The organism is Rossellomorea sp. DUT-2, assembly GCF_052665285.1.
Genome location: NZ_JBQPEO010000001.1, coordinates 970,030 through 995,416 on the forward strand (window position 1 = coordinate 970,030; position 25,387 = coordinate 995,416).

Annotated in this window: 33 protein-coding genes; 24 read left to right on the plus strand and 9 right to left on the minus strand. The window is 39.0% G+C overall.

What is annotated here, in order from left to right; translation table 11 throughout:
- Positions 1 to 45 precede the first annotated feature (45 nt).
- Positions 46 to 237: a twin-arginine translocase TatA/TatE family subunit gene (locus ACOSV2_RS04815; protein WP_428974139.1), complete on the minus strand. Its 192-nt coding sequence runs from the start codon at positions 235 to 237 to the stop codon at positions 46 to 48.
- Between the two features lie 377 nt (positions 238 to 614).
- The gene (locus ACOSV2_RS04820; RefSeq protein WP_428974140.1) at positions 615 to 941 is read right to left on the minus strand and encodes a hypothetical protein; all 327 of its coding nucleotides are present in this window, start codon (positions 939 to 941) and stop codon (positions 615 to 617) included.
- Positions 942 to 1,128: 187 nt separating this feature from the next.
- Here ACOSV2_RS04820 and ACOSV2_RS04825 point away from each other — a divergent pair, with 187 nt between their 5' ends.
- Entirely contained in the window at positions 1,129 to 1,710 is a 582-nt protein-coding gene (locus ACOSV2_RS04825) for an STM3941 family protein (protein WP_428974141.1), read from the plus strand.
- A gap of 62 nt (positions 1,711 to 1,772) precedes the next feature.
- Here the strand turns inward: ACOSV2_RS04825 and guaC are convergent, their stop codons facing one another.
- Entirely contained in the window at positions 1,773 to 2,756 is a 984-nt protein-coding gene (guaC, locus tag ACOSV2_RS04830) for a GMP reductase (protein WP_428974142.1), read from the minus strand.
- A gap of 267 nt (positions 2,757 to 3,023) precedes the next feature.
- On the opposite strand from guaC, the gene ACOSV2_RS04835 reads away from it, so the two are divergent.
- Positions 3,024 to 3,575: a 2'-5' RNA ligase family protein gene (locus ACOSV2_RS04835; RefSeq protein ID WP_428974143.1), complete on the plus strand. Its 552-nt coding sequence runs from the start codon at positions 3,024 to 3,026 to the stop codon at positions 3,573 to 3,575.
- Between the two features lie 216 nt (positions 3,576 to 3,791).
- Here the strand turns inward: ACOSV2_RS04835 and ACOSV2_RS04840 are convergent, their stop codons facing one another.
- Positions 3,792 to 4,751, minus strand: coding sequence for a nucleoside hydrolase (locus tag ACOSV2_RS04840; RefSeq protein WP_428974285.1), 960 nt, complete (start codon positions 4,749 to 4,751; stop codon positions 3,792 to 3,794).
- 173 nt (positions 4,752 to 4,924) lie between these two features.
- On the opposite strand from ACOSV2_RS04840, the gene ACOSV2_RS04845 reads away from it, so the two are divergent.
- The 14 genes from ACOSV2_RS04845 to ACOSV2_RS04910 all read left to right on the plus strand — a co-directional run bounded on the left by ACOSV2_RS04845 (position 4,925) and on the right by ACOSV2_RS04910 (position 15,969).
- Positions 4,925 to 5,305, plus strand: a complete 381-nt coding sequence (locus ACOSV2_RS04845; RefSeq protein WP_428974144.1) for a MerR family transcriptional regulator — start codon at positions 4,925 to 4,927, stop codon at positions 5,303 to 5,305.
- A gap of 2 nt (positions 5,306 to 5,307) precedes the next feature.
- Positions 5,308 to 6,828, plus strand: coding sequence for a class I adenylate-forming enzyme family protein (locus ACOSV2_RS04850; protein ID WP_428974145.1), 1,521 nt, complete (start codon positions 5,308 to 5,310; stop codon positions 6,826 to 6,828).
- Complete coding sequence (locus tag ACOSV2_RS04855) at positions 6,825 to 8,507, plus strand: acyl-CoA dehydrogenase family protein (RefSeq protein ID WP_428974146.1); 1,683 nt, start codon at positions 6,825 to 6,827, stop codon at positions 8,505 to 8,507. The genes ACOSV2_RS04850 and ACOSV2_RS04855 overlap by 4 nt, the downstream gene beginning before the upstream one ends.
- Before the next feature lie 449 nt (positions 8,508 to 8,956).
- Positions 8,957 to 9,514, plus strand: coding sequence for a hypothetical protein (locus ACOSV2_RS04860; RefSeq protein ID WP_428974147.1), 558 nt, complete (start codon positions 8,957 to 8,959; stop codon positions 9,512 to 9,514).
- A 206-nt stretch (positions 9,515 to 9,720) separates the two neighbouring features.
- Entirely contained in the window at positions 9,721 to 10,590 is an 870-nt protein-coding gene (locus tag ACOSV2_RS04865) for a cation diffusion facilitator family transporter (RefSeq protein WP_428974148.1), read from the plus strand.
- A 254-nt stretch (positions 10,591 to 10,844) separates the two neighbouring features.
- Complete coding sequence (locus ACOSV2_RS04870) at positions 10,845 to 11,468, plus strand: ArsR/SmtB family transcription factor (RefSeq protein WP_428974149.1); 624 nt, start codon at positions 10,845 to 10,847, stop codon at positions 11,466 to 11,468.
- A 101-nt stretch (positions 11,469 to 11,569) separates the two neighbouring features.
- Complete coding sequence (locus ACOSV2_RS04875) at positions 11,570 to 12,838, plus strand: MFS transporter (protein WP_428974150.1); 1,269 nt, start codon at positions 11,570 to 11,572, stop codon at positions 12,836 to 12,838.
- A gap of 256 nt (positions 12,839 to 13,094) precedes the next feature.
- Positions 13,095 to 13,556: a PH domain-containing protein gene (locus ACOSV2_RS04880; protein ID WP_428974151.1), complete on the plus strand. Its 462-nt coding sequence runs from the start codon at positions 13,095 to 13,097 to the stop codon at positions 13,554 to 13,556.
- 52 nt (positions 13,557 to 13,608) lie between these two features.
- On the plus strand, positions 13,609 to 13,809 hold the full coding sequence (locus ACOSV2_RS04885; RefSeq protein ID WP_428974152.1) for a hypothetical protein: 201 nt from the start codon (positions 13,609 to 13,611) through the stop codon (positions 13,807 to 13,809).
- Between the two features lie 61 nt (positions 13,810 to 13,870).
- Positions 13,871 to 14,701, plus strand: coding sequence for an alpha/beta fold hydrolase (locus ACOSV2_RS04890; RefSeq protein ID WP_428974153.1), 831 nt, complete (start codon positions 13,871 to 13,873; stop codon positions 14,699 to 14,701).
- A gap of 24 nt (positions 14,702 to 14,725) precedes the next feature.
- Entirely contained in the window at positions 14,726 to 15,190 is a 465-nt protein-coding gene (locus ACOSV2_RS04895) for a GNAT family N-acetyltransferase (RefSeq protein ID WP_428974154.1), read from the plus strand.
- 62 nt (positions 15,191 to 15,252) lie between these two features.
- Entirely contained in the window at positions 15,253 to 15,390 is a 138-nt protein-coding gene (locus tag ACOSV2_RS04900; protein ID WP_428974155.1) for a hypothetical protein, read from the plus strand.
- A 7-nt stretch (positions 15,391 to 15,397) separates the two neighbouring features.
- The gene (locus ACOSV2_RS04905; RefSeq protein ID WP_428974156.1) at positions 15,398 to 15,820 is read left to right on the plus strand and encodes a GNAT family N-acetyltransferase; all 423 of its coding nucleotides are present in this window, start codon (positions 15,398 to 15,400) and stop codon (positions 15,818 to 15,820) included.
- Positions 15,821 to 15,837: 17 nt separating this feature from the next.
- Positions 15,838 to 15,969 (plus strand): hypothetical protein, encoded by a 132-nt coding sequence (locus ACOSV2_RS04910; RefSeq protein ID WP_262371695.1) that lies wholly within the window; start codon positions 15,838 to 15,840, stop codon positions 15,967 to 15,969.
- Positions 15,970 to 16,007: 38 nt separating this feature from the next.
- On the opposite strand, the gene ACOSV2_RS04915 is transcribed toward ACOSV2_RS04910, so the two are convergent.
- From ACOSV2_RS04915 to ACOSV2_RS04925, 3 genes are all read right to left on the minus strand, one after another.
- Entirely contained in the window at positions 16,008 to 16,397 is a 390-nt protein-coding gene (locus tag ACOSV2_RS04915; RefSeq protein ID WP_113967807.1) for a sporulation protein, read from the minus strand.
- Complete coding sequence (locus ACOSV2_RS04920; protein WP_428974157.1) at positions 16,397 to 16,534, minus strand: FbpB family small basic protein; 138 nt, start codon at positions 16,532 to 16,534, stop codon at positions 16,397 to 16,399. Before ACOSV2_RS04920 ends, ACOSV2_RS04915 begins: the two co-directional genes overlap by 1 nt.
- A 287-nt stretch (positions 16,535 to 16,821) precedes the next feature.
- On the minus strand, positions 16,822 to 17,541 hold the full coding sequence (locus ACOSV2_RS04925; protein ID WP_428974158.1) for a DUF3784 domain-containing protein: 720 nt from the start codon (positions 17,539 to 17,541) through the stop codon (positions 16,822 to 16,824).
- A 229-nt stretch (positions 17,542 to 17,770) separates the two neighbouring features.
- On the opposite strand from ACOSV2_RS04925, the gene ACOSV2_RS04930 reads away from it, so the two are divergent.
- The 3 genes from ACOSV2_RS04930 to ACOSV2_RS04940 all read left to right on the plus strand — a co-directional run bounded on the left by ACOSV2_RS04930 (position 17,771) and on the right by ACOSV2_RS04940 (position 19,319).
- Positions 17,771 to 18,193: a DUF1801 domain-containing protein gene (locus ACOSV2_RS04930; RefSeq protein WP_428974159.1), complete on the plus strand. Its 423-nt coding sequence runs from the start codon at positions 17,771 to 17,773 to the stop codon at positions 18,191 to 18,193.
- Between the two features lie 195 nt (positions 18,194 to 18,388).
- Complete coding sequence (locus tag ACOSV2_RS04935; RefSeq protein WP_428974160.1) at positions 18,389 to 19,024, plus strand: FMN-dependent NADH-azoreductase; 636 nt, start codon at positions 18,389 to 18,391, stop codon at positions 19,022 to 19,024.
- Positions 19,025 to 19,139: 115 nt separating this feature from the next.
- Positions 19,140 to 19,319: a hypothetical protein gene (locus tag ACOSV2_RS04940; protein WP_428974161.1), complete on the plus strand. Its 180-nt coding sequence runs from the start codon at positions 19,140 to 19,142 to the stop codon at positions 19,317 to 19,319.
- An 88-nt stretch (positions 19,320 to 19,407) separates the two neighbouring features.
- Here the strand turns inward: ACOSV2_RS04940 and safA are convergent, their stop codons facing one another.
- The gene (gene safA, locus ACOSV2_RS04945) at positions 19,408 to 20,037 is read right to left on the minus strand and encodes a SafA/ExsA family spore coat assembly protein (RefSeq protein ID WP_428974162.1); all 630 of its coding nucleotides are present in this window, start codon (positions 20,035 to 20,037) and stop codon (positions 19,408 to 19,410) included.
- 364 nt (positions 20,038 to 20,401) lie between these two features.
- On the opposite strand from safA, the gene ACOSV2_RS04950 reads away from it, so the two are divergent.
- From ACOSV2_RS04950 to ACOSV2_RS04965, 4 genes are all read left to right on the plus strand, one after another.
- Complete coding sequence (locus tag ACOSV2_RS04950; RefSeq protein ID WP_428974163.1) at positions 20,402 to 21,034, plus strand: hypothetical protein; 633 nt, start codon at positions 20,402 to 20,404, stop codon at positions 21,032 to 21,034.
- 62 nt (positions 21,035 to 21,096) lie between these two features.
- The gene (locus ACOSV2_RS04955) at positions 21,097 to 21,300 is read left to right on the plus strand and encodes a hypothetical protein (RefSeq protein ID WP_428974164.1); all 204 of its coding nucleotides are present in this window, start codon (positions 21,097 to 21,099) and stop codon (positions 21,298 to 21,300) included.
- A gap of 18 nt (positions 21,301 to 21,318) precedes the next feature.
- A complete protein-coding gene (locus tag ACOSV2_RS04960; RefSeq protein WP_428974165.1) occupies positions 21,319 to 21,498 on the plus strand; it encodes a tRNA U-34 5-methylaminomethyl-2-thiouridine biosynthesis protein in 180 nt (59 codons plus the stop codon).
- Positions 21,499 to 21,627: 129 nt separating this feature from the next.
- Positions 21,628 to 22,344 (plus strand): nucleotidyltransferase domain-containing protein, encoded by a 717-nt coding sequence (locus tag ACOSV2_RS04965; RefSeq protein WP_428974166.1) that lies wholly within the window; start codon positions 21,628 to 21,630, stop codon positions 22,342 to 22,344.
- 39 nt (positions 22,345 to 22,383) lie between these two features.
- Here the strand turns inward: ACOSV2_RS04965 and ACOSV2_RS04970 are convergent, their stop codons facing one another.
- On the minus strand, positions 22,384 to 22,779 hold the full coding sequence (locus ACOSV2_RS04970) for a sporulation protein (protein WP_148969021.1): 396 nt from the start codon (positions 22,777 to 22,779) through the stop codon (positions 22,384 to 22,386).
- Positions 22,780 to 23,160: 381 nt separating this feature from the next.
- Between ACOSV2_RS04970 and ACOSV2_RS04975 the strand changes: the two genes are divergently transcribed.
- Positions 23,161 to 25,284, plus strand: a complete 2,124-nt coding sequence (locus ACOSV2_RS04975; protein WP_428974286.1) for a peptidoglycan D,D-transpeptidase FtsI family protein — start codon at positions 23,161 to 23,163, stop codon at positions 25,282 to 25,284.
- The last annotated feature ends 103 nt before the right edge of the window (positions 25,285 to 25,387 follow it).

The following is a 25,387-nucleotide window of genomic DNA, read 5'->3' on the forward strand; positions in this document are numbered from 1 at the left end:
AGAGATTCGGTCTGTTGGAGGTCCGTCCCCAACTGTTAAGCCATACTATTGATCTTGCTTGATATTCTTTTCACCCTTATGTTTGGTATCCTCATCCTCCATCAATCCACTGACCGCCTGTTTAAATTCTCTCAAAGAAACACCGGCAGCTTTTCCGAGCTCTGGAAGTTTGCTTGGTCCAAAGAATAGGAGTGCTACGAACAAGATAATCGCTATTTCACCGAAACCCAGATTCATTTTTATTTCCTCGCTTTATTATAGAAGTAGTTTCAGTACGTAACTTTGCTTTAACTTGCTTTTAAGTCGAATATTTCAACTATATCTTTCCACTTAATCATCATATCCCAAGAGAATCGAGGGACGGATGAGATGATGCTATTTCCGCTCATTTCTCCAGATACAAGTATCGTTCCAACAAAGCTAAGAAGGAATGAGAACAGAAGACATAACAAGCAAAAGATTCCTTACGATATTCATAATTTTTCATATGAATGCACCTCAGTTTAATAGAATTTTCAATGACCAATGTTTATTTTAAATAGGCACTGCAAAAAAACTCTTAACTGCAAGAGAAAAAAGGGTTTACGTCACATGTTGTTTATGAGTATAAGGAATCAGAGGTAATTTGAATAGGACATGACTACTTCAAGAAAGCCCAGTGAATCTGGAAAAATCTCAGTGCTAAATAGACATCCAGACAAAGGGATTAATTTGAAGTGTAATGTTGGAAGAATGGAAGTTTTATTAGAAGGCATACCATCTTGTTTCTGAACCAGTGAAGGGACCACGTCGAGAATCATGTCTGCATCGGTTAAAAACACATGGTCAGAAATAGTAGCTACATCATCAAAACTTAAGAATACCGGGCTTTGATTCTGTTGTTGAACAGGAACTGTCCCTAACACCATGCTCAATACCATCAATAACAACAATCTCATCACAGTCACTTCACCTCCCAAGACAATATTAAAACTAATTATAGCTTAATTTCCCCCGGTGTCTATAACAAATTAAGAGGGACGGACCTATACCTATAAAGGAATGGACACGGAGCGTGATTTTCACCTTTTTGAGGTCCGTCCCTCAAGAGAGTTTAGCTTTTGTTTTAGCGGGTATAGGAGATTGAATATGTATATTTATGGAAGGGGGTTGGAGATGGAAGAGAAGGCTGTTCATTTTTATGAATCTAAGAAAAGGTTAAGTTTGTTAGCGATTGGTTGTATATTATTTGTCCTTGTGTGTTTGTATTTATCGTTTGAATTCTTCTTTGTTGATGTTAACTACTTTATGGGGACCGTTGGTGCGTTAGGAGGGTTGTTTTTTCTCTTTTGCTTGATTCAGATCTTTAAAAAGCTCACCTATAATGTGCCCCATGTAAGCCTGACAGAGGAATATCTTATTTTATATGTGCTACCGGAACATCCCGTTCACATCAGCTGGGAAGATATTGAAAGCTATATTCCTTATGAGATTTACCGGAATGCTTTTATTGGGCTGATTCTTTCCAATGAAGAGAACTACCGCGAGAAAATGCCGGATAAGTTAAAACACATGTCTAAGGTCAATGTGAAAATGGGGTATCCACAATACAATATTGTAAAAAGCAATCTTAAAGAGCCCCAACAATTGCTTGATGAATTAAGCCTTCGTATCCCTCACACAAAAATGGTTTCTGAAGGCAAAGGTATTTCTCATACTACTCCATTATGAAATGAATATTTCCACACAAAAAAAGGTGAGCATCAATTGCCCACCTTTTCAACATTTCACTATTAATATACTTTATCACCATTAAAGATTGAATTCTTTACTACTACATAATCCACTGTTCGGATCGCTTCAAGCTTCGTACCACCAGCATAGGAGATAGAGGATTGAAGGTCTTGTTCCATTTCGGTCAGTGTATGTTCCAGTGATCCTTTATGTTCAACAAACATTTTTTTACCTTCTACATTTTTCTTTTCGCCTTTTTGGAACTCTGAAGCTGAACCAAAGTATTCTTTGAAGAGTTTGCCGTCTTTTTCAATTGTATCTCCTGGAGACTCTTCATGGCCAGCAAATAGGGACCCGATCATCACCATGGACGCACCGAAACGAATGGATTTTGCAATATCTCCGTGTGTACGGATACCACCATCAGCGATGATTGGTTTTGTAGCGGCTTTTGCACACCAGCGTAGTGCAGCCAGCTGCCATCCACCTGTGCCAAAACCGGTTTTGATTTTCGTAATACATACTTTTCCTGGTCCGATTCCCACCTTTGTAGCATCAGCACCCGCATGTTCCAATTCTCTTACAGCTTCTGGAGTACCGACGTTTCCGGCAATCACAAAGCTCTCAGGTACGTGTTTTTTAATATGTTGGATCATGCTGATTACCGCATTTGAATGACCATGGGCAATATCGATTGTTATAAATTCAGGTATCAGCTTTTCTTCAGCTAATTGCTCTACAAATGCATACTCTTCATCCTTGACACCTACAGAAATAGAAGAAATCAGGCCGCGGGACTTCATATCTTTAATAAAAGAAATTCTTTTTTCAGGCTCGAAGCGATGCATGATATAGAAATAATTATTTTCAGCTAAATATACAGCGATTTTTTCATCAATAATGGTTTGCATATTGGCAGGTACGACAGGCAACTTAAATGTATGTCCACCCAGGGTAACACTCGTATCACATTCAGAACGACTATTAACCACACATTTTGCAGGAATTAATTGAATATCTTCGTAATCAAATACATTTTCCATTATTACACCCCTAAACACGAATATTAAAGTTTGGTTGTTTTATAATTGTTCGTCCATAAGGTAATTTACATCATTTTCTTATCAATGTCAAAGATTTTTATCATTTTATGAAGAAAGGCTTTAGATCTTAGCACAAAGACTTGATCTAACAAGTATTTAAGCGTTTGCAATTAAGAGTTTATGAACCCACTGAAAGAGAGACTATGTTACAGTATAAGGAAGAAGGGCTTTTGAATTAATCCGTATATTAGGAGAGGTGGTTAAGCCATGTACTGGGTAATCGCTCTGTTCGATGAAAAGACTGAAGAGCTGATACAAGAAATATGGAAGGAACTAACCGTTAAAGATATTTCTTACTATGAGGAAGAAATCAACGATGCACGTCCCCATATCACAATAGGAAGTTATAACGAATTAGATAAGCAAAAATACATAAAAGCATTAGAGGAGTATTATGAACATAAAAAACCTATCGATATCACCTTTAACACTGTAGGTTCATTTCTAAACTTCGGAACTCTATTTTTCTCCCCGACCATCACAAGAGAATTACTAAACTTTCATTCGGATCATCATGATTTCTTTCACGATTTCAATGAATCAGCTAATCCACTCTATCTTCCTGACAAATGGATTCCACACTGCACTTTAGCCAATAAGCTTTCGCCGGAAAAATTATCTCAGGGCTTTAAGCATTGTTTAGAAAGAGGAGACACCATTAAAGCGAAGATAACTGGTATTGCTTTAATTGAATTAGTTGATGATTCAAAGGATTGCATAGACGCTCCGATCGTTTATTCAAAATCATTAATGGATTAAACTGCACCATCTGCAGGGTTGATTTCTGGTTAATTACTAGGAAAGAAAGACTTTCTGAAGGGATACACCAATAAAGCGCAATGGAGAAATTTCTCCATTGCGCTTTATTATGGGGTTATTCAAACTGGTCCCTGGTATAAAAGTTTGCTTTCTTCCGGGACGGACTATTCTATTCTAACCAACCCAACAAAGTGGAGGCAATCCTCATTGCAGAGATCATTCCTTTTCTCTTTCAAATGATTCCCCGGTCATCACAGTCATAAATCGTTCGAAAAACATCCCATACTCGAACGAAAAGGCAATCCGATGCTTTTTGGCTGTTTCTTCAAACTGAATATACGGTCTGATATCAGCAATGCTTTGTCCGCGGTGGATTCCAGTGCTCGAAGTCACTACGTGAACGGGTAGATTTCGAAACGTAAACATGTCTTCATGGACTGCTGACATGAGGGTGATCGCATCATGTACTGGGCTTCCTTTAATCAGTGGATTTCGCTTCTTATAAAAATCATAGTAATAGTCCAAAAGGGGCTTAACAAGCTTCGACCGGCCTTTATACTCGATGTAATCAACCATTTCAGGTGTTACTATGGCATGGTCAGTGACATTTAGAGGGATGATGGTAAGGTTACTCGCATATGTCAGAACAATCTTAACGGCAATCGGATCAGAGTGAAAGTTTGCTTCAGATACCGCCGTTACATTTCCCGGCACCCAGAACGCTCCGCCCATAATATAAATCTTTTTAACTTTGTTCATAAGAGTCTGGTATAAGATAAACATATTCGCAAGGGACGTCAGCCTTCCAACATTTACAATGATCAGTTCATCCCCATATATCTCAATCAATCTAATAATCTCAAAGAAATTTTCAATAATTCCTTCATACAGACCAGGCTTAATTGGCCCTAGTCCATATTCTCCGTGTATTTCAGGATAGAATTTAGGCTGCTCTGCTGTCATCGGAACCTCTGCCCCACCAATAATGGGTATCTGATCTTTAAGGTTCAACAATTTCATAAGGTAGTGAACACTTGCCACAGCACGGGATCTTGGGACATTTCCATAATCAGCTACTACCCCGACCAGTTCAATCTCTTCACTCAGATAAGAATAGATCAAGGCAATGGTATCATCGATTCCTATATCCGCAAATAACAATACCTTCTGCAGGATTCACTCACCACCTTTTCAATATGTATTACTAGTATATGGAAAAAAGTATTCAAGTTATGTGTAAAGGGACCCCTACAAAAGAACCAAAAACATTTATAAAATAGGTTGAACTTTACGTTAACGTCAATGGTAAACTTGAAGTATCAAAATTTTCTAATAAAGAGATGATCACTATGACATACACGATAACTCAGCTGGCTAAGGAATTTAACGTAACGACCCGCACGATAAGGTACTATGAGGAACTCAATCTATTGCAACCGGCAAGGAGCGAGTCAGGGAGGAGAATCTATTTCAAGAGTGATATCACGAAACTGAAATTGATTTTCAGGGGAAAACGCTTCGGCTTCTCTTTGGATGAAATCAAAGAAATGGTCCTATTATTTGATCAGGACAGAACCGGAAGGAAGCAGTTAGAACGCACGATTGAATATGGAACCAAACGAATCGAGGAGGTGACAACCTTTATTGAAGAGCTTGAAGCCATGAGAACGGAAATGGAAGAACTAAGGAATGAGTTTATCAAAAAATTAAATGAGACAGGGGAGACTTAAGATTGAATATTTCACGTTTATTGTCACGAAATGCCCGTAAATATCCAACACATCAAGCCATAGTAACAGAGGGAGAAGTGATGACGTACCAAGAACTCAATGAAGCAGTTAATCAATTTGCTTCTAGTTTACATCATCGCGGCATCGGCCTTGGAGATAAAGTGGTGTTATTTATGCCAAACACGAAGGAATTTGTAATCAGTTATTTTGCCGTTCTCCGTCTAGGCGCGATCATTGTCCCTGTCAACGCGAAGCTGACACTGGAAGAACTGGGGTATATAGTGGATCACAGCGATGCGAAAGCCATTCTCGTTCATGAATGGTTGTGGGAGACCTGTAGGGATCTAAAAACCGATGAGCTATTGTGCGTGAAAACAGGAAATGCCCAAGACTCTTGGAAATCCTTTGAAACCTTATTAAAAGAAGGAAGAACAGATGAAATCGATTGTCGATTAACTGAAGATGATGAAGCGACAATCCTTTATACATCAGGCACTACGGGTCAGCCCAAAGGCGTCCTGTTCACGTATCGAAACATACTTACTGTATCCACGATGATGTGTGTTGAATTTGAAATGAAGCCAGAGAGTAGAATACTTCATATGATGCCTCTCAGTCACTCTGCACCACTTCACCTTTTCCTAGTTGCAGGCACATATGTGGGAAGTACCCATATCCTATCACCAACCTTCACACCAGAGAGCTTGCTCAAGCTTGTCGATCAAGAGCGGATTACCCACTTCTTCGGAGCACCGGTTGCCTACCTATTCACTGCCAAAATACCAAACATCAACACCCATAACCTCACCTCAATGAAATACTGGGTCTACGGAGGAGCCCCCGTATCATCCGAAGAGATAAATATTATTAAAGAAAAATTAGGGACGGACTTCCTCAATTGTGTATACGGACTAACTGAAGCTGGCCCCAGCGGGACTTTATTAACCGCGGATGAACACCTTGAAAAAGGGGGAAGCATCGGCAAGAGAGGAGCCCTGGGGACCGACATCATCATCGCCAATGAAAATGGAGAACCGGCCGGGGTCAATGAGGTAGGTGAAATACTCCTTTACGGGGAAGGAAATATGAAAGAATATTACAAAGACCCGGAAAAGACAAAAGAGACTTACATGAACGGCTGGCTGAAAACGGGTGATCTCGCAAAGATGGATGAAGACGGATACATCTGGGTGGTCGACCGGAAGAAGGACATGATTATTTCAGGTGGCGTTAATGTCTATCCTAAAGAGATTGAAGAGCAATTGGTCCAGCATCCAGCTATTTCAGAGGTGGCAGTAGTCGGTGTCCCTCATCCAGAGTGGGGGGAGACCGTAAAAGCATATGTTGTAAGTTCCCTGGATGGAGACAAACTTGCCCAGGAATGTAAAGCTTATCTAGCTGGAAAACTGGCAAGCTACAAAATTCCTAAACTGTATGAAGGAATTACAACACTACCGCGTAATGCAACAGGTAAGATTTTGAAACAAGTATTGCGCGATGAAATACAGGAGGTGAAATCATGAAAAAAATTGAAAACTTCTATCGTGAAGACCCTCATTTCAACGAACTCATGAAGCATTATCTGGACAAAGATTTTTTCGGCTGGGCTGACCAAGAGCTGGACGCTTTCGGTGAATTGTGTGCAGGGGAAATTGATGATCGAGCCGTACACACTGATCGTGAAGGACAGCCAAGGCTCATCAAATACAACCGATTAGGAGAAGAAATCTCTGAAATCTGGGTGAATGAAGGCTATAAGAAAACGGTTGAACAAACATATAACAGGGGGATTGTCGGATATATCCATAAAGACATTCCGGCACTCGGTCACAAAGGGAACTATGTGTATTCCTATGCACAAGGCTATCTCTTATCTCAAACAGAGCCTGGATTTTATTGTCCGGTCACTTTATCCATGGCTACTGCTTTGCTTCTTGAAAAGTATGGTTCGGATCAGGTAAAAAAAAGATTTCTGCCCCATGTGCTCTCAACAGGAGAAGTGGAATTATATGAGGGAGCTACATTCTTAACGGAACGGCAAGGAGGGTCAGATGTTGGCGCAAATGATACAAAAGCGATTAAAAATGGTGATTCCTATCAGCTCTGGGGTGAAAAGTACTTTGCCTCTAACTCAGGAATGTGCGGAGTGACCATGGTGCTTGCCCGAATAGAAGGGGCTGGCAACGGAACAAAAGGACTCAGCTTATTTGCGGTTCCATGGAGAAAAAATAATGGCTCACTGAACGGAATTCGTATTCGAAGATTGAAAGATAAATTAGGTGTCCGTGCGGTGCCGTCAGCTGAAGTAGAATTTGAAGGAGCAGAGGCTTATCTTGTAGGAGAACCGAACCGGGGCATCTACTATATGATGGAAGCCCTCAATTTATCCCGTGTCTGTAATGCGATTGCATCGATTGGCATTATGAGGAGAGCCTACATGGAAGCTCGGAATTATGCTTTCTATCGGGAAGCATTTGGGCAGCCATTGACTCAATATCCGATGATCAAAGAGACACTGTCTCGTCTTGCAGCCAAGCAAGAGGTAGAAACAAGTGCAGTATTTCATCTCGTCCACCTGTTCGATCGTGTCGTTTCAGACGATACCCCGACGTCAGAAGAAGAAATGATCCTAAACAGATTACTTATTGCAATTTTGAAAAAGGAATCAGCAGAACAAGCGATTCATTTCTCACACGAAGCCATTGAAATGCACGGAGGAAATGGTTATATCGAGGATTTTGTTTTGCCTCGCTTACTTAGGGATGCCCAGGTATTGACGGTGTGGGAAGGAACAGCAAATATTCTAGGACTCGAAGTACTAAGATTAATGAATAAGCACCGGGCTCATGAGTACTTTTTGGTCAAAATGAAAGAAGAGTTATCCAATTTGCCAGATGAGCTCCTGTTGTTTAGCACCCCAGTTACAGAAGGTATCGAAAAACTAGAACAATTGTTGGAAAAAGTAGCAGTGGGAGATATCGACACGCAAACGTATCATTCAAAACGAATCGCTGTGTTAATGGCCAATATATTCGAAAGTGTCATCGCACTTAAGGATGCCCATACAATGGGTGGAGGTAGGAAGCGAATGATCGCTGAAGTGTTTATCGAGCATACATGGAAACAAACCGAATGGATTGATGAGGAAATGAAATCAGTACAATATTTCGATGAAATTGTTGGTGTAAGTGTAAGAGTGTAACAAATAATTGGCCCCTAAGCTCGGTTGGAGTTTAGGGGCTTATATTATTTTTCGCAACAGCAGGGACAATCACATTCTTTTTTCGTCTTGCATGTGCAGCGTTCACATGAACACTCTTTTTTAACCAAGAAAAGCACCCCCGATATGACTTTTGTTAATAATCATCGTAACCAAAAATTTAATATTAATACATTCAGGTTGGGAATAGGGTGAATTTAGAATGAGTTTTAGATATTTTATGTAAATCAGGTTATCTCTTTATCTCTTACTATAAATTAGATCATAGATTGAAATAACTCACTATACTATTGTTATGGTAACTAATCATTCTGACAATAATTGAGTTATTTACAAATAATACAATTTAATATCCATATGTTTACATATTAAATTAATTAAGGTAATATATGTAATTGGAGTGACTCATAAAAAAAGGGGAGGAAATGTCGATGAAAAAATTATTGTTACCATTTATCTTGTTATCTATGAGTTTATTTATTGCTGCCTGCAACAGTGATGAAGGTAGTACAGAGGAAACAGACAATGAAACGAACACTGAAGCAACAGAAGAAACAACTAAATCAGATGAGATGGAAATGAAAAGCGCTCTATTAGATTATCAAATGGAGATCATCAACACAGTAAATGCGAATGATTCGGCTATTTATGCCTTTGAAGCTGCTAAAGCAAAGGAAGAAGATAAACCTTCTGATGAAGAAATTGCAAAACTTAAAACTGATGCAGAAGCTGCAGCTAAAACCGTAGCAGAAGACGTTCATGCTCTTGAAGTTCCTGCTGCACTTGATGCTAAAAATGAAGAAATCCAAGGGGCTTTGGATGATCTTGCAAAATCTTATGAAACTAGAGCTGCTAACCTTTCAGATGAAGCAAACGCGGAATATACAGAATCAGATGAACAATTCGCTGCGTTTGAAGAAAAAATGGCCGCAGTTTATGAAGAAGCAGGCTTAACGAAGCCTAGTTTTTCAGCGGATATTGTAGATTAATAACGAAAGATTCATAGGCAAAACAATTTCAAGACCAAAAAGGACAGCACTCGCTGTCCTATTTTTTATGGGTTCATAAAAGTTTGCTCAACAAAACATTTTTAACCTGTTCACAATAAGATAGCTGAACTAAAGAAGGTTGCTATAGACCCACATGAATGTGGATTGATATGATAAACACAATTAAAGTGTGGAGGATTTAACCAGTGGATCAAGAAAAATATGAACAGTTAAAATTAGGTGAACGCGGAGCTATCATCAGTATCCTTGCATACATCGTATTATCCATAATAAAGTTTATCATTGGCACCACGGCCCATTCAGAAGCATTGCAGGCAGACGGCTTGAACAACGCAACAGACATTGTGGCTTCTGTCGCTGTACTTATTGGACTGAAATATTCCAGAAAGCCTGCAGATCAGGATCATCCTTATGGTCACTGGAAAGCAGAAAGCGTAGCGTCTCTAATTGCCTCACTCATCATGATGATTGTAGGGCTTCAAGTACTATATAATGCTATACAGTCTGTATTTGATGGAAAAACTCAATCACCTGACCTTCTTTCAGCATGGACTGGGGTAGGTGCAGCTATCGTCATGTACCTGGTTTATCGCTATAACAAAAGATTGGCTGAAAAAATAAACAGCCAATCCCTTATGGCTGCTGCAAAGGATAACCTTTCAGATGCATGGGTGAGTATCGGAACAGTAGTCGGAATTCTTGGGGCTCAATTCTACCTTCCCTGGTTAGACCCTCTGACGGCCGTTTTTGTAGGTCTCTTAATTTGTAAAACCGCATGGAATATTTTCCGGGAAGCTTCACACTATTTAACAGACGGATTTGATGAACAATTGATTCAAGCCTACGAAGAGACCATTCAAACCATACAGGGTGTAAAAGGGGTTAAGGATATTCGCGCGAGAAACTACGGTAACAACACTGTCGTGGATGTGGTTATTTTAGTAAGGTCAACACTTGATATTAAACAGGCACATGACATTTCAAGCGTTGTAGAGGAAGAATTGATGAAGAAGCATGAAGTGTACGATGTGCATGTACATGTGGAGCCGAATTAAAAGGTAGAAGGATTTACTTATGTTATTTATAAGTTGCAATTAAAAACTCCTGGATGAATTAGTAATCACCAATTGAGAATCTAAAATCCAGTTGAGTCTGTCCGGCTAAAAATACATTTCCCAAACAGAAAAAATCCAATTAATTTGAAAATTAGGTAAAACACCTATTGCATAAAATAACCAATTGATGTTAAAATTCATTCACACGGTAAAAATAATTTTACCGTGTGAATCCACATAACAGGTGATACAAAATGAAACCAATGTTCATCATTAAAGAATATGATCAACTCAAAGCACTCAGCGATCCGTTTCGAGTCAAACTTATGATTCGATTAGTTGAAAAGCCCTATACCGGTCAACAATTATCAGAAATTCTCGATCTCTCCAGAGCTCGCATTCATTATCATCTAAAAGAATTAGAGAAGCTCGGTTTGATTGAAATTGTTAAAACGGAAGAAAAGAACGGTATCGTCCAAAAATTTTATCAGTCCGTTGCCAGTGGTTTTTATCCGGATTCAAGCATGCTTCCGCATAAAGAAGAAATTACCGAAACGAAGAGGCATTTAATGTATGGAATGCTTGACAGAACAATGGCAAGGGTATTATCAGCACCACCAGAAGCCTTTGAGCAAGCAGGTCCCGAAGATCCGTCTGAATGGAATATTCTTGCTACTTCCTTAGAACTAAAAGTGACAGAAGAACAATTTAAGTCTTTTATTCATGGATATTTGAAACTAATAAAAGATTATCAAATCATCGCAAAAGATAATAAATCGAATCCTGATGCCAACTATTATTATCTCACAGCTTTTGGATTCCAAGTTGATGAATCTGAGTTTGAAAAGAGAGTAATGAAAGAAGAAAAAGACCGTTAATGGTTTTTTTTTAGACTAACGGTAAAATTAATTTTACTGATTAGGAATATTTTTTGCTTAGGCGGTTAAAAAAAATTTACAGTCTGAAGGAGAGAATTAGTATGAAAGAATTATTAATGAAAAACCGTAATTTTGCCTCATTGTTTTTTGGGAGATTGGTGACGAATATGGGGGATAGTATCTATTATGTGGCTGCCATGTGGCTTGTTTATGAGCTGGGAGGAAGTGTCTTTTACACAGGGTTAGCCGGATTCCTTACCTTATTGCCCGGAACATTACAGTTTCTTGTAGGTCCTCTGGTTGATAAATGGCCGATTCAGAAAATGCTGGTCAGAACCCAAATCATTCAAGCATTCCTGGTTATGTTAATTCCATTGACACATTTTATGGGGCTTTTAACTGTTTCGTTCATACTCATCATCATGCCGATCATTTCTGCTCTTAACCAATTCACCTACCCTGGGCAGGCAGCCATCCTTCCAAGAATCGTCAGAAAAGATCAACTTGTCAAAAGTAATTCCCTGTTTTCCTTTGCTTTTCAGGGGGTGGATCTTGCCTTCAATGCCCTTGCCGGAATCCTCATCACCATATTTGGCGCCATTACACTCTATATGATCGACGTTGTCACGTTTATTGCAGCAGCCATATTGTTCAGTCTTCTCCAAATGAAATCCGAAACGAAATCAAAAGAAAAACAAACTGTAGGCGTAGCCTATGCAGAATACAAGAAAGATCTAATAGAAGGTTTTTCAATCGTATTCAAATCCCATCTCGCAAAATTTTTATTGGGGTCAATCGTAGCAAATTTTGCCATCGGGTCCATCTATGCCATTTTGCCGGCATTTGCTGATGACAGAGGTGGCTCAGAATTATATGGTCTTTATTTAGCAGCCATATCAGGAGGTGCGTTGATCGGAGCCATTGGAGCAACCTGGTTTGAGCGCTATCCATTAGGAAAGCTTACGATTGTATTATTCTTCTTGGGTGGCACTACTTGGATGATTTCAGGTTTAATTCCTATGAATAGCTTAAGTATTATATTATTCGGCTTGTCATGGATTCCCATTGGTGCCACCAATGTCATCATAGGGGCCGCTCTTCAATCAATCGTTCCACAGCATCTGCTCGGAAGAATTTTCTCTGTCACATCATCTTTAGGGGCAATGGCCATGCCGTTCGGATCCCTTATTGGCGGCTATCTTGCTGAAATATTCAGTAGCACGTCTGTATACATCGGGAGTGCTGGGGGGATTTTATTTATTTCGCTCGTATGGATCTTAAACAAAACATTACGTTCCCTTCCACACACCTCAATGCTTAATCCAGAGGAAGTAGGCTTGGCAGATGAGAATGTAACGGCTTCCTCTTAATAAAAGCAAGATCCCTTCACAAAGAATTTCTATGAGGAGGGTTCTTGCTTTCTGATAAAATACTTTAGTATTACATGAAAGTATTGGATGATAATGGTAAACTAGAAGAGTAGTACATTCTATGCCGGCAATCAGATTAAATTCTGGCATATTCGTATTCTCTTTGGATTCCCAGGGTGAACCAATTTGGATTTTCCAATCATGCAGGTCATTATGCTGAAAGTCAAAAAACAGTAAATAAGGAGATGAACATATAATGAAATTTCGTTCTAAGATTGATCGATTTTTTATTTCTGTGATTTTCATATCATTGCTTCTTATCTCTATTGTGTATTTGATTCCACTTATTTTATTAGGTCGTCCCACCATATTAAACATCATAGTCGTTGTAAGCTTATTTGCTATTTCAGCAGGCATCATAATATGGACAGGATTCTTTCAGCATTATGAGATGTGCGAAGACTTCCTATATATTAAAGGAGGTCCGTTCAGGAGCCGAATTTTCTATGGTGATCTTACCAGAGTGAGAGCTACCCGGGATATTTCCACTGGATACAGAGTCTTGTCTTCCAGGGATGCCCTTGAGATCTATTACCGAACCGGGTTATGGGGGAGTGTTAAGATATCACCTCGGGAAAAGGAGCTTTTTTTATCTGAGCTGGATAAACGCTGTTCCCATTTGTTCATTCAAAGTCCACCCCAAATCAATTCTAAATAATCTGAAACCTTCTGTAAATCAAAACCGTATACAATAGCAAGAGGTGATGAACTTGACAGGAATATTATTCATTATACTAATCCCAATTGTCTTTACAATCATTGCTTTAAATCTTTCCGATTCGTCAAAAAGAGGCTACAGAAGTGGGGATGGGGGCTATTATGGTCCTTATGACGGAGGGCATGATTCAGCAGGCAGCTGCGACACCGGGTTTGGCGGTGGGGATTGTGGAGGTGGAGGAGGAGGCGAATAACTCGCTTCCTTCTGTTTTTTTGCTCGTGACGACATTCGCAACACATAGGAGATGAACACCTTTGAAGCGTTATTTTATTCAGCACCGGAACCTGGACATTCATATTACAGAATGGGGAGCCACTACTGATCCCGTAATCTTTTGCCTGCATGGACTTGGAAGTACCAGTCTCAGTTTTATGGAAGCGGCAGAGGAATTAAAAGAGGATTACAGGATCATTTCAATTGATGCACCTGGCCATGGTAAAACCCCTCCTTTTGATAAAGGTGAAGACTATGAAATGGCTAAAATGGCAGATTGGATAAATGAAGTAATTGAACTTCTTGAAATAGATTCTTTTTACTTCTTATCTCATTCATGGGGGAGCTTTGTCGCTCTTTACTACGCTGCAAAATACCCCAAAAGGGTACGCGATATCATATTAATTGATGGAGGCTACCAGGGGAAACGTCATTCGAACCAAACCGTAGAAGAGGAAGTCGATTTTTATAACAAAGACTTTGAACAGGTTTGGGAATCATGGGAAGACTTCCTGGCCCTCGTCAAAAGTGAAACATTAAACTGGAACCCCATTAAGATGGAGGCTGCGAAAGATCTATGTCTTTATAAAGATAACCGATATTATTGGCATGCACGTGGTAGTACTTCCGGTCACATCATAAGGGCCATGCACAAGGATGAAACAGAGGACATCTATCATATGCTAGACAGTTCCATTTTATTATTAAAAGCTACTCTTCCTCAAAGCATGGAGGAAAGCCGAAATAAGACCGCGGCCATTTTCAAGGAAAAAACCAGGGGTGAGGTAAAGTCGATTCCCGAAACCACTCATCTACTGCATTGGGACCGTCCTGAGACTGTAGTGAGGGAAATCAGGAACCGCTGGAAATAGAAAAAAAGAGGAGGCACTCAATCAATGATTCGATTACAACCAATGCAAGACTACGAATATACTCTTTGGATCCAAGAATCCATTAAAGAGTACGCAGAGGAAAAGACGAAAGCCGGTAACTTCCAAAAAGAAACTTCATTAGAGCAAGCCGAAAAAGAATTTAATCAATTACTGCCGGATGGACTGAAGTCAAAGGATCATTATTTATTTACTTTAATTGATGGTGAAAACCAGGAAGACGTAGGGACATTATGGATTAATGTACAGGAGGATGGTAAAGAAGCATTCATTTATGATATTAAGATTCATGAAAGCAAAAGAGGGAGGGGGTATGGAAAAGAAGCCTTAAAGTCCCTGGACTCTTATGCGAGGGAAAAAGATATATCAAAAATATCCCTGCATGTTTTTGGTCATAACAAAGTCGCTCTTTCCTTATACCAGAATACAGGGTTCGAAGTGACTAATGTCTTAATGTCTAAGACTCTTTAAGTTCAAACAAAGGGCACCACTCCAATCCGGTGCCTTTTTCTATGAAAAGGAGGACATGCAATTTGACTGCATCAAGTGAAAAATACAGTTATTATGACAGTTATTTTTCAATAGGAAATACAGGAATACTAATCATTGGAATGGTTGTACTAATCCTGATCATCGTATTCCATTCCATATTTTTAAAGAAAAGAAAGTAGGAGCCCTATGAGAATCGTAGGATATGCACAAATAGACGATTTGGAATCACTTATACAAATAGATTGTCAAGTGATGGGAAACGAAAGCAGGTATGAACAAATCCAGGAGGCAATAGTAGAAAAAAGATGTTTAGTCGTTAGAGAAGGAGAGACTACTGCCGGGTTTCTTATATTCAACAACCACTTTTTCGGAAACACTTTCGTTTCTCTCATCATTGTTTCACCAGAGGAAAGAAGGAAGGGCAATGCCTCTTTACTATTGAAACATGTTGAAGAAATTTCTCCGTCAAATAAAATTTTCTCGTCCACTAATCAATCAAATCGGCATATGCAAAAAACCTTTCAAGTAAACGGCTATTCTCAAAGTGGAAAGATCGAAAACCTGGACCCAGGGGACCCGGAGATTGTTTACTATAAACAAAGAAGATAAGAAAGGGAGGTCATGGTGTGGTTATCATTTTAGCCATTTTTCTATTAATCTTTTCATTTGATTTCACCAAATTCAGAAAGCAAAATCAAACCATGATTGAGCAAAATGAGAGAATTATCAAGCTTCTCGAGGAAATCAAGAATAAATAATACATATGGAGGAAGGCTCCCTAATAAGGAGCCTGGCTTCAATCGATTGTAATGTAATCCTCATCCAGGCTTTCTACACCCTGATCGAACGTCAGCTTCGTTTTAAAAAGGTAGCGAACCCCGTTTTCTTCAGAGTATGGCAGAGATTTAGGAATCCGGTAGGTGAAGGATAATTTGTTTCGTTCCTCAGCCTTAATGCTATCTGATTTTAAAACCGTAGTTGAATCAATGATTTTTTCTTCCTTTCCGTTATTATCAAGCATCACCAAGTCACATTCCACCCGCCTCAGCTTTTGTTCGATAATACCCCCTTCTAAAAAGAAGTATCCTTGTAAAAGTTCTCCTTGCTTGAACGAGTTTTTAGGTAAAACTAGATCAATCTTGGCAGATCCTATACCAAAGAGAGACATATATTTACGTAAAATCATTAGGCATTCTCCTTTTTTGATGAAGTATATTTATTATCTATTTTAGCTTCGATTTTGTTCATCTCTTTTTTATCGTTTAAAATTTCATTTTTGTTCTGTTCTATTAGTTGAGAGAGGTTTGTTTTTAATTTTTTCATTGTTGATTTCTTCCTTTCAAATTAGAGTGATATAGAAAAAGACCTTTACCGGAATTGGTAAAGGTCTTTTTAGACATATATAAACCTTCACCAACTGGTAAAGGTCTCGCTAACAACATGGTTGTCAATAAAGCCGAGAGTGAATCACTCTGTAATGACGACTTTACTGTTACAGCTACTCCCCTTTAGGAGAATATTAAATTATGAGACTATCATAATCGATGGGTGGAGAGTTGTCAATGAATTTGGATGTCGGGGTGAAGTCGCGAAATTTTATGTCCCCTTACCTAGTCAATGTTTTTACTCAACTCTTCATACCACTCCTTGGTTTCCCCAGGGTTTCCACCATTCAAAAAGATATGTTGATCATTTACACGGATATAAATATAAGGAGCTTCCTTGTGTATAAACAACAAGCTTTTCCCATAACCTTTCACTTTGAATTGTCCTTTAGACATGGTGGAAAGACCGAATCCGTTGATTTTCCAGGTGACTTCAGGCATATCTTCCATTAACTCAACCTCTTCAACCTCTTCAAGTGGCCACTCTTCTCCATACAAACCAGTGACCTCAAATTCCTCATCCTTAACAATCAGAACATATTTTTCATACCCGAGATAAGTGAGCACACTCACAAATCCTAAAACGACCACAAACAATGTAGAACTAATCCAAAAACTTCTTTTACTTTTCCCTGAAACCTCATATTTAGATAGATATATGAAACCACCCATTAAAAAGACAAGCATAAAGACAAATTGAACTTCAATTACAAATGGAAAAGAGGTGAAAGCAAGGGGAAGAAGGATAAGCATTCCGACAGCTGTATAAATCAATAGGGATCCTGTCTTTTGAGGATAACCATTTTTGATCAACTCTTCTTGTTCTGTCATACTTCGCGCCGCAAACCCCGAAATAAGCCCATAATTTTTTTTAATTCGAATTGCCCACCCTAATAATGAAAAAAGAACTATTACAATTAGTTGAATCCCAATCAGGATTCCCATGCTCGTACCTCCACTCAGTTTATTAATAGTATATTTACGATTATTTATTGGAATGGTTTCAATTATTTGGTGATTATCTAGTCGATAAAAGAAGTATTGTCTAATGAATTCCTTTTTTACTTATCCAATCCCGTGCATGATATATTCTTAACTTAACGCAGGAATCAAGCTGTAAAATAGAGAACTATGTGGGTAGAATAAAATATGATAATCAGAAAGGGGCAGTCGAATGTATGAATTGAAAACAAGACAAAATGACAGTAGTGTGATTGAATTTATCGAAGCATTAGAGAACGAAAAAAAACGCGAGGATGCCTACAAATTGCTGGATATTTTCACAGAGACGACGGGGTTTGAAGCGAAAATGTGGGGACCGAGTATTATCGGGTTCGGTTCTTATCATTACAAATATAAAACCGGGCACGAAGGGGATGCACCGTTAGTCGGATTTTCACCGAGGAAAGCGAAAACAAGTCTATATTTTGCCCCAGGGGACCCAGAGAGGGAAAAGGTATTGGATTCATTCGGTAAACATACAACAGGAAAAGCTTGCGTGTACATAAACAAAGTAGCAGATATCGATCAAGACGTGTTGAAACAGTTGATTAATCAATCTGTGAACTTTCTTCAAAAAACATATCCCAATCCTTAATGAGGATAATAAGGAGGAATTAGTCTAATTTCTATGACTAATTCCTTATTTTTTTTTGTTGAAGCTTTATATTTGATATTAAAGAAAATATCCTATAATATTAATCTCGAATTAAAAATATTTCAGTTCGAGGCAATCAAGTTGGTATCATTGAACTGGATGAAGAAATTCACAATCAGAAAGGGACGATTCAACATGACAAAGGTTTTATACATTACAGCACATCCGCATGATGATACACAATCCTACAGCATGGCAGTAGGAAAAGCATTTATTGACACATATAAAGTGTCAAATCCAACTCACGAAGTTGTGAATGTAGACTTATACAAAGAAAACATTCCACAAATTGACGCTGACGTATTCAGTGGCTGGGGAAAATTGCAATCCGGGCAAGGATTTGAAGAACTTTCACAAGAAGAACAGGCAAAAGTTGGCCGACTTGGTGAATTATCAGATCAATTTGTTGAAGCTGATAAATATATCTTCGTTACTCCATTATGGAACTTCTCCTTCCCTCCAGCAATGAAGGCATATATTGATTCTGTGTCCGTTGCCGGAAAAGCATTTAAATATACAGAACAGGGACCTGTTGGGCTATTAACTGACAAAAAAGCTCTTCATATTCAAGCTCGCGGAGGCATTTACTCTGAAGGCCCAGCTGCAGCAATGGAAATGGGGCACCGCTATCTTGATGTGATGATGCAATTCTATGGAGTTCCTTCATTCGAAGGCTTATTCGTTGAAGGACATGCAGCAATGCCTGACAAAGCTGAAGAAATCAAAGCAAATGCGATTGCAAGAGCAAAGGATTTAGCACAAACTTTCTAATAGTAAGAAAGAGTCGACTGCGGTTGGCTCTTTTTTATTTCTTTTAAAAATGAAACTATATTCCCTTTAAATTCGTATGAGAGCATATAGAAGTAAGAATAGAGGAGGAAAAAGAATGAAAGAACAATTTTTTATCGATATTGAGGTTACTGATTCATTATCAGCAACCTTACAAAACCTTGTTGATACCAAAAGAACTGAAACGGGCTCTCACAATGTTTTCATTCAAAATGTCATTCCATTAGGGGACACATGTTTCACGGTTATTTTAGAAGTCGTTCAGGAAATCTATTAATTTTATCTGTGAGAACTTCATCGTATTGCTCTGCTGAAAAGTTGTAAAAAATAGAGAGAGACCCTCGACTATCGAGGGTCTCCTTGCTTTATCTCTTTATAAACATTTGCGTCCAATAATGACCGTACGACCCACCCTTCACATAACCTACTCCGATTTCTGTATATGTCGGAGAAAGGATATTTTTTCTGTGTCCTTCGCTGTTCATCCAGGCTTCAACTACTTCAGCAGGTGTCCTTTGCCCTGCGGCAATGTTTTCACCTGCTGCTTGATAGGAAATTCCGAAATCCTTCATCATTTGGAAAGGAGAGCCGTAAGTTGGGGATGTGTGGCTGAAATAGTTCTTCGCAATCATGTCTTCTGACTTGTAACGTGCCACACGTGATAATTCCCAATTTTCCTTCAGTGGAGGTAAACCAACTTTTGATCGTTCCTGGTTTACCAGCTTCACCACTTCGTATGTATAACTTTCAGCAGTGTGGTTTGCTCCTGGTATGTTAAGGGTTTGTCCAGGATAAATCATATTCGGGTTGCTGACATTCGGGTTCGCCGATATCAACTCTGATACACCAACCTGATGCTTTACGGCAATCTTCCACATTGTGTCTCCATAGCTCACAGTATACGTACCTGCTGCGGAAACCTGAGAAGCTTGACCAAAACCAATGACAAAAGTGACAGACAACAATAAGATAGATAAAAGTTTTAAAGTTTTCATAGTTCTATTGAAATATAATTCTGTTAATTTTGAAACAGGTAGTTGTTACCACCTTTCCACTAATCCCATAAAACTAACATCTAGTAAATATTACTAGGATATTTTCTAAGTAAAAAATGGTGACTATATATTCAGACCTCATTAAACACCAAATTACCGTCGTTTTTCTGTATAATGGAAAATAGTTACTATTAGAAGTGCAATCAATCGAAAAAATATTCTTTGAAACAAAATCAAAATGAGAACGAAGTCAAGATTATGGAAAAAAATGAAACTATATACTACATTTGATCGTAAAATAGAAAAGGAATAAATCAAAATATCGATCCTTATTTTTTACTTTCACTACAAAGGGGCCATCATTATGTGGATCAACTTATTCTTCAGCGCTATCTTCATCATCGGCATCGTGTATCTCATACGGTTTCGATTAAACCTAAAATTTTCCGCCGAAAAAGCAGGCAATGCCCTGTATCCAACCAATGAAAAGGATATGAACAGTATTGTGATTCCAAGCGAGTTCAAGGTGATGCAGCCTTTAACAAAGGGAACAAGATCTTACCGGTGGGTGAAATGGGGGACGGTGGGTGTCATTACCCTGTTAACTGCCCTATTAGCGGTTGTATACTGGACCGATATGCTTCATCAATCTATTTTTAGCATTGTCTATCTTTTTTTCATTTTGATCAGCTCCATTAAACACCGCGGGAATTTTTATTTGTTAGCGGAAGGCCTTATACTGAATGGCTATTATGTTCATTGGAGCAGGGTTAAAGGATATAAAGTAGAAAAGATTATTAAGTGGCACGAGCTGTACGGACTGGATGACAAAATCAATCAAGGCTACAAATTAGGGGTTAAGGTAAAGAACAAATGGATTCAACCACAATTTGTAGTGATTAGAGATCATGATCAATTGGATCGAATTTTAACACTGCTAGAAAAGCATGGAGTGGAGGACATCACGCCCAGAAAAAATAGAGCCACTTCCTATTAAAAGTTCTTGCCGGAATCTGTCCAGTATATGTTAACAAAATTAACAATTTAGGAGATGACAAGATGAGCTGGTTAAACTGGAATGACTTTTTAGCACCATCTAACCCATACGCTGCAGTGTTCTTTGGTATAATCCTCACCCTCGTGGTTGCATGTAGTATCTGGTATGAAACCAGACAAAAACGAATATTGTTCATTGCCATCGTAACAGGTGGTTTAACAACCGTAATTGGAGTGGGGCTGCTCACCATGATTGGATTCTATTAGAAAGGAAGGCGCATACATATGAAATCACTTATTTTTGTTATTGTAGGTGCACTACTAGGATGGGGGGTCACCGGCTTTTTCACCAATGGGTTTGAAACGGATTATTTATTCATTCTTATTATCGGTATTGTTATTGGGTACAGCATCGGGCGCAGAAAGGAAAAAGAAGAATTTACAGAATCGGTTAAAAGAGAGTGAATGGTTCGGTAGGAGATGGAACCGAATGGGATTGTTTATTTATGGTTGTTGTTGTCCCCAAGAATGGCCGGATTATTCACTAAACTGTCTCTTAAATTTGAAAGAATTAATAATGAAAGTGGGATAAAAATGAATAGACTGCCTGCAATGGAAGCAGCCAAGAGATTTATATTAGAAACATTTCCAACATGTCAAGCAGCACTTCTTAGTGGCAGTGTTGTCAGGGGAGAAGAAACAAGTACATCCGATTTAGATATTGTCATCATTGACGAGAGCCTCCGTTCAGAATACCGGGAATCTTTCAACTTACATGGATGGCCAATTGAAGCCTTCGTCCACAATAGACAAACAATTCAAGTCTATTTCAAAAAAGACTGCCAAAGAGCCCGGCCTTCATTGCCAAGAATGGTATCAGAAGGAATCCCTATCATTGATCACCCCATCATTCCACGCCTCAAAGAAGAAGCAAATAAACTTTTGAGGGACGGACCTCCCAAATGGAACAGGCAGACGATTGATATGAAGAGATATTTCCTTACTGATGCATTGGATGATTTTATTGGATCAAAGGAAAGAGGAGAAAGCATCTTTATCGCGGGCTCTATTGGGGAATCCCTTCATGAGTTTGTTCTCAGAACCCAAGGTCATTGGATCGGTGCCTCGAAATGGATAACACGGGCATTGAAGGAATATGATGAAAGCTTTGCAGAAGATTTTGTGGAAGCTTTCGACCTGTTTTATCAAAAAGGGAACAAACAAACCATTGTAAGATTGGTGGACTCTGTATTGGAACCACACGGAGGACGATTGTTCGAGGGATTTTCTTTAGGGAAAAATAAAATATAAAAGCCCTTCATAAAAAAGGGCTTCATTTCAATTCTGACATTATACTACTATCTGAAACTCATCATGATCGACACTGTTTACACCATCGTCGAATACCAGTCGGGTGACGAACTTATAAGAAACATTGTCACTACTCGGTGGAAAAGAATCTGAAAGTCTGCACGAAAAGTGAATGGTGCGTTGTTCGTTTGCTTTCATCGTTGATGAGCTTAATATAGTATTGTGATGAAGAACAGATGAGCGGTCACTATTCTGATCATACTGTAAAAGGTCGGTCTCGATCCTTTTTAATTTCTGCTCCACTCGTCCGCCAGTAAGTTCATATTCCCCTTTAATGACGTCTCCTGGGCAAAACTCTTTTTTATTCAATACCAAATCAATCTTTGTTGCACCAATACCGAACCTGCACATCAGTTTACTAAACATAACAGCCATTCAACCTCTCATTCATCTAGTTACCAATTCTACGCAATAAGGAGAGCTTTGGTTTCACTTTTATACACCTTTTCTACGACTATATTCTAAAAGAAAAGAAGCCCTCTTGTCTATAAGCCTTCTTCGACATATTTCGCGAACCTTATTATCCATATGATATTTCCCAATGTCCGACCCCCACACATTATTCTTTAGATTATGAAATATACCCCATATGAGTATGTTAATTGGGAATTATTCCATAAAGAGGTAGAAATATAGTCTGAATTTCTATAAAATAGAACTAGAACATTATCATATTTTGGTAAAATACTAGCTTAAGAAGGGGTCATTCAATTGAAGGAAAAGAAGAAAAAGAAAAAAACCCATGTCCCATTGAGAATGAATTTACTTTTTATTTCGGTCTTTTTTCTATTCTCCCTTCTGATTCTTCGTCTTGGGATTGTACAAATCGTGCAGGGGAACCATTATGAAGCGGAAGTGGCAAGAACGGAAAATGTCAAATCTCATAATGGAACACCACCTAGGGGAAAAGTCTATGATCGGTATCGGAATGTAATCGTGGACAACGTACCATTAAACGCAATCACCTATACCAGAACACAAACGACGAAGCCCGAGGATATGCTGAAAGTAGCAAGAAATCTGGCAGAGTTGATCGAAATGAAACCAGACAAAATTACAGATCGGGATCGGCAGGATTTCTGGCTTCTGAGTCATCCTGATAAAGCAGAAAAGCTGGTGTCAGAGGATGAATTGAAGAAACTCGAAGATGATGAAGATCTTACAAAAGATGATGTAAACAAAAAGGTTTATGAGATGCAGCTCGAAAGAATAACCAAAAAGGACATCAGTTCTTTTAATAAACAAGAAGAGGAAGTTCTGGCGATATTCCGCGAATTTAACACAGGGTACGCCCTTACTCCTCAAATCATCAAAAACAAAGATGTTTCCATGGAAGAAATGGCCAGAGTCAGCGAACGCCTGTCAGAGTTACCTGGCGTGAATGTTACAACGGACTGGGAAAGAAAATATGTGAATGATAGCACGTTGAGAACTATACTCGGCAGAGTTTCCTCCTCACAGCAAGGTCTGCCGAGTGAGCTTGTCAACGAATTCAAAGCTCAAGGATATGCCCTGAACGACCGCGTTGGAACGAGTTATTTCGAATCCCAGTATGAAAACGTCCTAAAAGGTCAAAAGGAAGAAATCGAATACATCACAAAAAACGGAAGCGTTCTTGATACACAACTCGTCAGCGAGGGTCACAGTGGGAAGGATGTCGTATTGACCATCGACCTTCAACTTCAAAAAGAAATCGAAAAAATCGTGGAAGAAGAGCTAAGCAAACAGGCATCTCAATATTGGGAATCCCCATTCCTGGATCGTGCATTTGTTGTCATGATGGATCCCCATACAGGGGAAATCCTTTCCATGGTCGGAAAGAAGTATGGCAAGGATGCAGATGGAAAGACGGAGATGCAGGATTATGCTTTAGGGACATTCACATCTGAGTATGGGGTAGGGTCTGCTGTTAAGGGGGCTACTGTTTTGACGGGGTATATGGCTGGAGCGTTGAATGTTGGAGATGTGCTTTATGATGAGCCGATCAAGATAAAAGGAACTGATCTTAAGAAATCTTGGTTTAGCGGTTCAAGGTATTTAAGTGATATACAAGCACTAGAAATCTCCTCTAACGTTTATATGTTTAAAACAGCAATTGAAATTGCTGGTGCTACCTACCGGAGAGATCAACCAATAGATATGAACCCGGAAGCATTTGATATTATGAGAAATTATTACAGTCAGTTTGGTTTAGGAGTTAAAACGGGAATCGATCTCCCTGGTGAAGTAGAAGGGCTAAAGGGAAACGAAATAGAACCGGGTAAACTCATGGACTTTGCCATTGGTCAGTACGATTTGTACACACCGTTACAGCTAGTGCAATATGCTTCAACCATTGCAAATGGGGGTTACCGGATGCAGCCCCATATTATGAAAGAAATTCGTGAACCTAGCCAAGAAAGGGGAAAAGTAGGTCCCCTTTTATATGAAAACCAATCTCAAGTATTAAACCGAATTGATGCAACGGAAAGAGAAATACAACAAGTACAAAGAGGGTTTTATCAAGTCACTCATGGAAGTAATGGTACTGCGACTAACTTTAGAAATGCACCTTACGACGCTGCAGCAAAATCAGGAACCGCAGAAGCTTTCTATTATAGCCCGGAAGAAAAAAGACAATATGAAACATTCAACACCACTCTAATCGGCTATGCACCATACAACAACCCGGAAGTAGCCTTTTCAGTCGTGTTACCCTATTCACACCAGAACAAAGATCCTTACGTAAACAAAACCATCGCCAAACGGGCAATGGACAAATACTTCGAGTTGAAGAAGCAATACGAAAAAGACGGATACTTTGACTCATCGACTGAAGAAGAAGTGCGTAATGCCGATCAACTTGAAGATACAGCAGAACAAGAATCAGAAGGGGAATAATCAGAAACGCAATCCTTTGTACTAAAGGGTTGCGTTTCTGATTTAAGACCTCTTGTACTTACTTTTATATTAAGCTAAGTTGTTTGGAATGAACCGCCAAGAT

Bases quoted from the DNA above. Each gene is read 5' to 3' on its own strand.
- ACOSV2_RS04835 (WP_428974143.1), top strand. From the start codon at position 3,024: ATGTACTGGGTAATCGCTCTGTTCGATGAAAAGACTGAAGAGCTGATA.
- ACOSV2_RS04925 (WP_428974158.1), bottom strand. From the start codon at position 17,541: ATGGGAATCCTGATTGGGATTCAACTAATTGTAATAGTTCTTTTTTCA.
- ACOSV2_RS04855 (WP_428974146.1), top strand. From the start codon at position 6,825: ATGAAAAAAATTGAAAACTTCTATCGTGAAGACCCTCATTTCAACGAA.
- ACOSV2_RS04845 (WP_428974144.1), top strand. From the start codon at position 4,925: ATGACATACACGATAACTCAGCTGGCTAAGGAATTTAACGTAACGACC.
- ACOSV2_RS04935 (WP_428974160.1), top strand. From the start codon at position 18,389: ATGACAAAGGTTTTATACATTACAGCACATCCGCATGATGATACACAA.
- safA (WP_428974162.1), bottom strand. From the start codon at position 20,037: ATGAAAACTTTAAAACTTTTATCTATCTTATTGTTGTCTGTCACTTTT.
- ACOSV2_RS04870 (WP_428974149.1), top strand. From the start codon at position 10,845: ATGAAACCAATGTTCATCATTAAAGAATATGATCAACTCAAAGCACTC.
- ACOSV2_RS04880 (WP_428974151.1), top strand. From the start codon at position 13,095: ATGAAATTTCGTTCTAAGATTGATCGATTTTTTATTTCTGTGATTTTC.
- ACOSV2_RS04930 (WP_428974159.1), top strand. From the start codon at position 17,771: ATGTATGAATTGAAAACAAGACAAAATGACAGTAGTGTGATTGAATTT.
- ACOSV2_RS04875 (WP_428974150.1), top strand. From the start codon at position 11,570: ATGAAAGAATTATTAATGAAAAACCGTAATTTTGCCTCATTGTTTTTT.
- ACOSV2_RS04940 (WP_428974161.1), top strand. From the start codon at position 19,140: ATGAAAGAACAATTTTTTATCGATATTGAGGTTACTGATTCATTATCA.
- ACOSV2_RS04970 (WP_148969021.1), bottom strand. From the start codon at position 22,779: ATGGCTGTTATGTTTAGTAAACTGATGTGCAGGTTCGGTATTGGTGCA.
- guaC (WP_428974142.1), bottom strand. From the start codon at position 2,756: ATGGAAAATGTATTTGATTACGAAGATATTCAATTAATTCCTGCAAAA.
- ACOSV2_RS04920 (WP_428974157.1), bottom strand. From the start codon at position 16,534: ATGAAAAAATTAAAAACAAACCTCTCTCAACTAATAGAACAGAACAAA.
- ACOSV2_RS04815 (WP_428974139.1), bottom strand. From the start codon at position 237: ATGAATCTGGGTTTCGGTGAAATAGCGATTATCTTGTTCGTAGCACTC.
- ACOSV2_RS04975 (WP_428974286.1), top strand. From the start codon at position 23,161: ATGAATTTACTTTTTATTTCGGTCTTTTTTCTATTCTCCCTTCTGATT.
- ACOSV2_RS04955 (WP_428974164.1), top strand. From the start codon at position 21,097: ATGAGCTGGTTAAACTGGAATGACTTTTTAGCACCATCTAACCCATAC.
- ACOSV2_RS04960 (WP_428974165.1), top strand. From the start codon at position 21,319: ATGAAATCACTTATTTTTGTTATTGTAGGTGCACTACTAGGATGGGGG.
- ACOSV2_RS04950 (WP_428974163.1), top strand. From the start codon at position 20,402: ATGTGGATCAACTTATTCTTCAGCGCTATCTTCATCATCGGCATCGTG.
- ACOSV2_RS04895 (WP_428974154.1), top strand. From the start codon at position 14,726: ATGATTCGATTACAACCAATGCAAGACTACGAATATACTCTTTGGATC.
- ACOSV2_RS04825 (WP_428974141.1), top strand. From the start codon at position 1,129: ATGTATATTTATGGAAGGGGGTTGGAGATGGAAGAGAAGGCTGTTCAT.
- ACOSV2_RS04905 (WP_428974156.1), top strand. From the start codon at position 15,398: ATGAGAATCGTAGGATATGCACAAATAGACGATTTGGAATCACTTATA.
- ACOSV2_RS04915 (WP_113967807.1), bottom strand. From the start codon at position 16,397: ATGATTTTACGTAAATATATGTCTCTCTTTGGTATAGGATCTGCCAAG.
- ACOSV2_RS04965 (WP_428974166.1), top strand. From the start codon at position 21,628: ATGAATAGACTGCCTGCAATGGAAGCAGCCAAGAGATTTATATTAGAA.
- ACOSV2_RS04860 (WP_428974147.1), top strand. From the start codon at position 8,957: ATGAAAAAATTATTGTTACCATTTATCTTGTTATCTATGAGTTTATTT.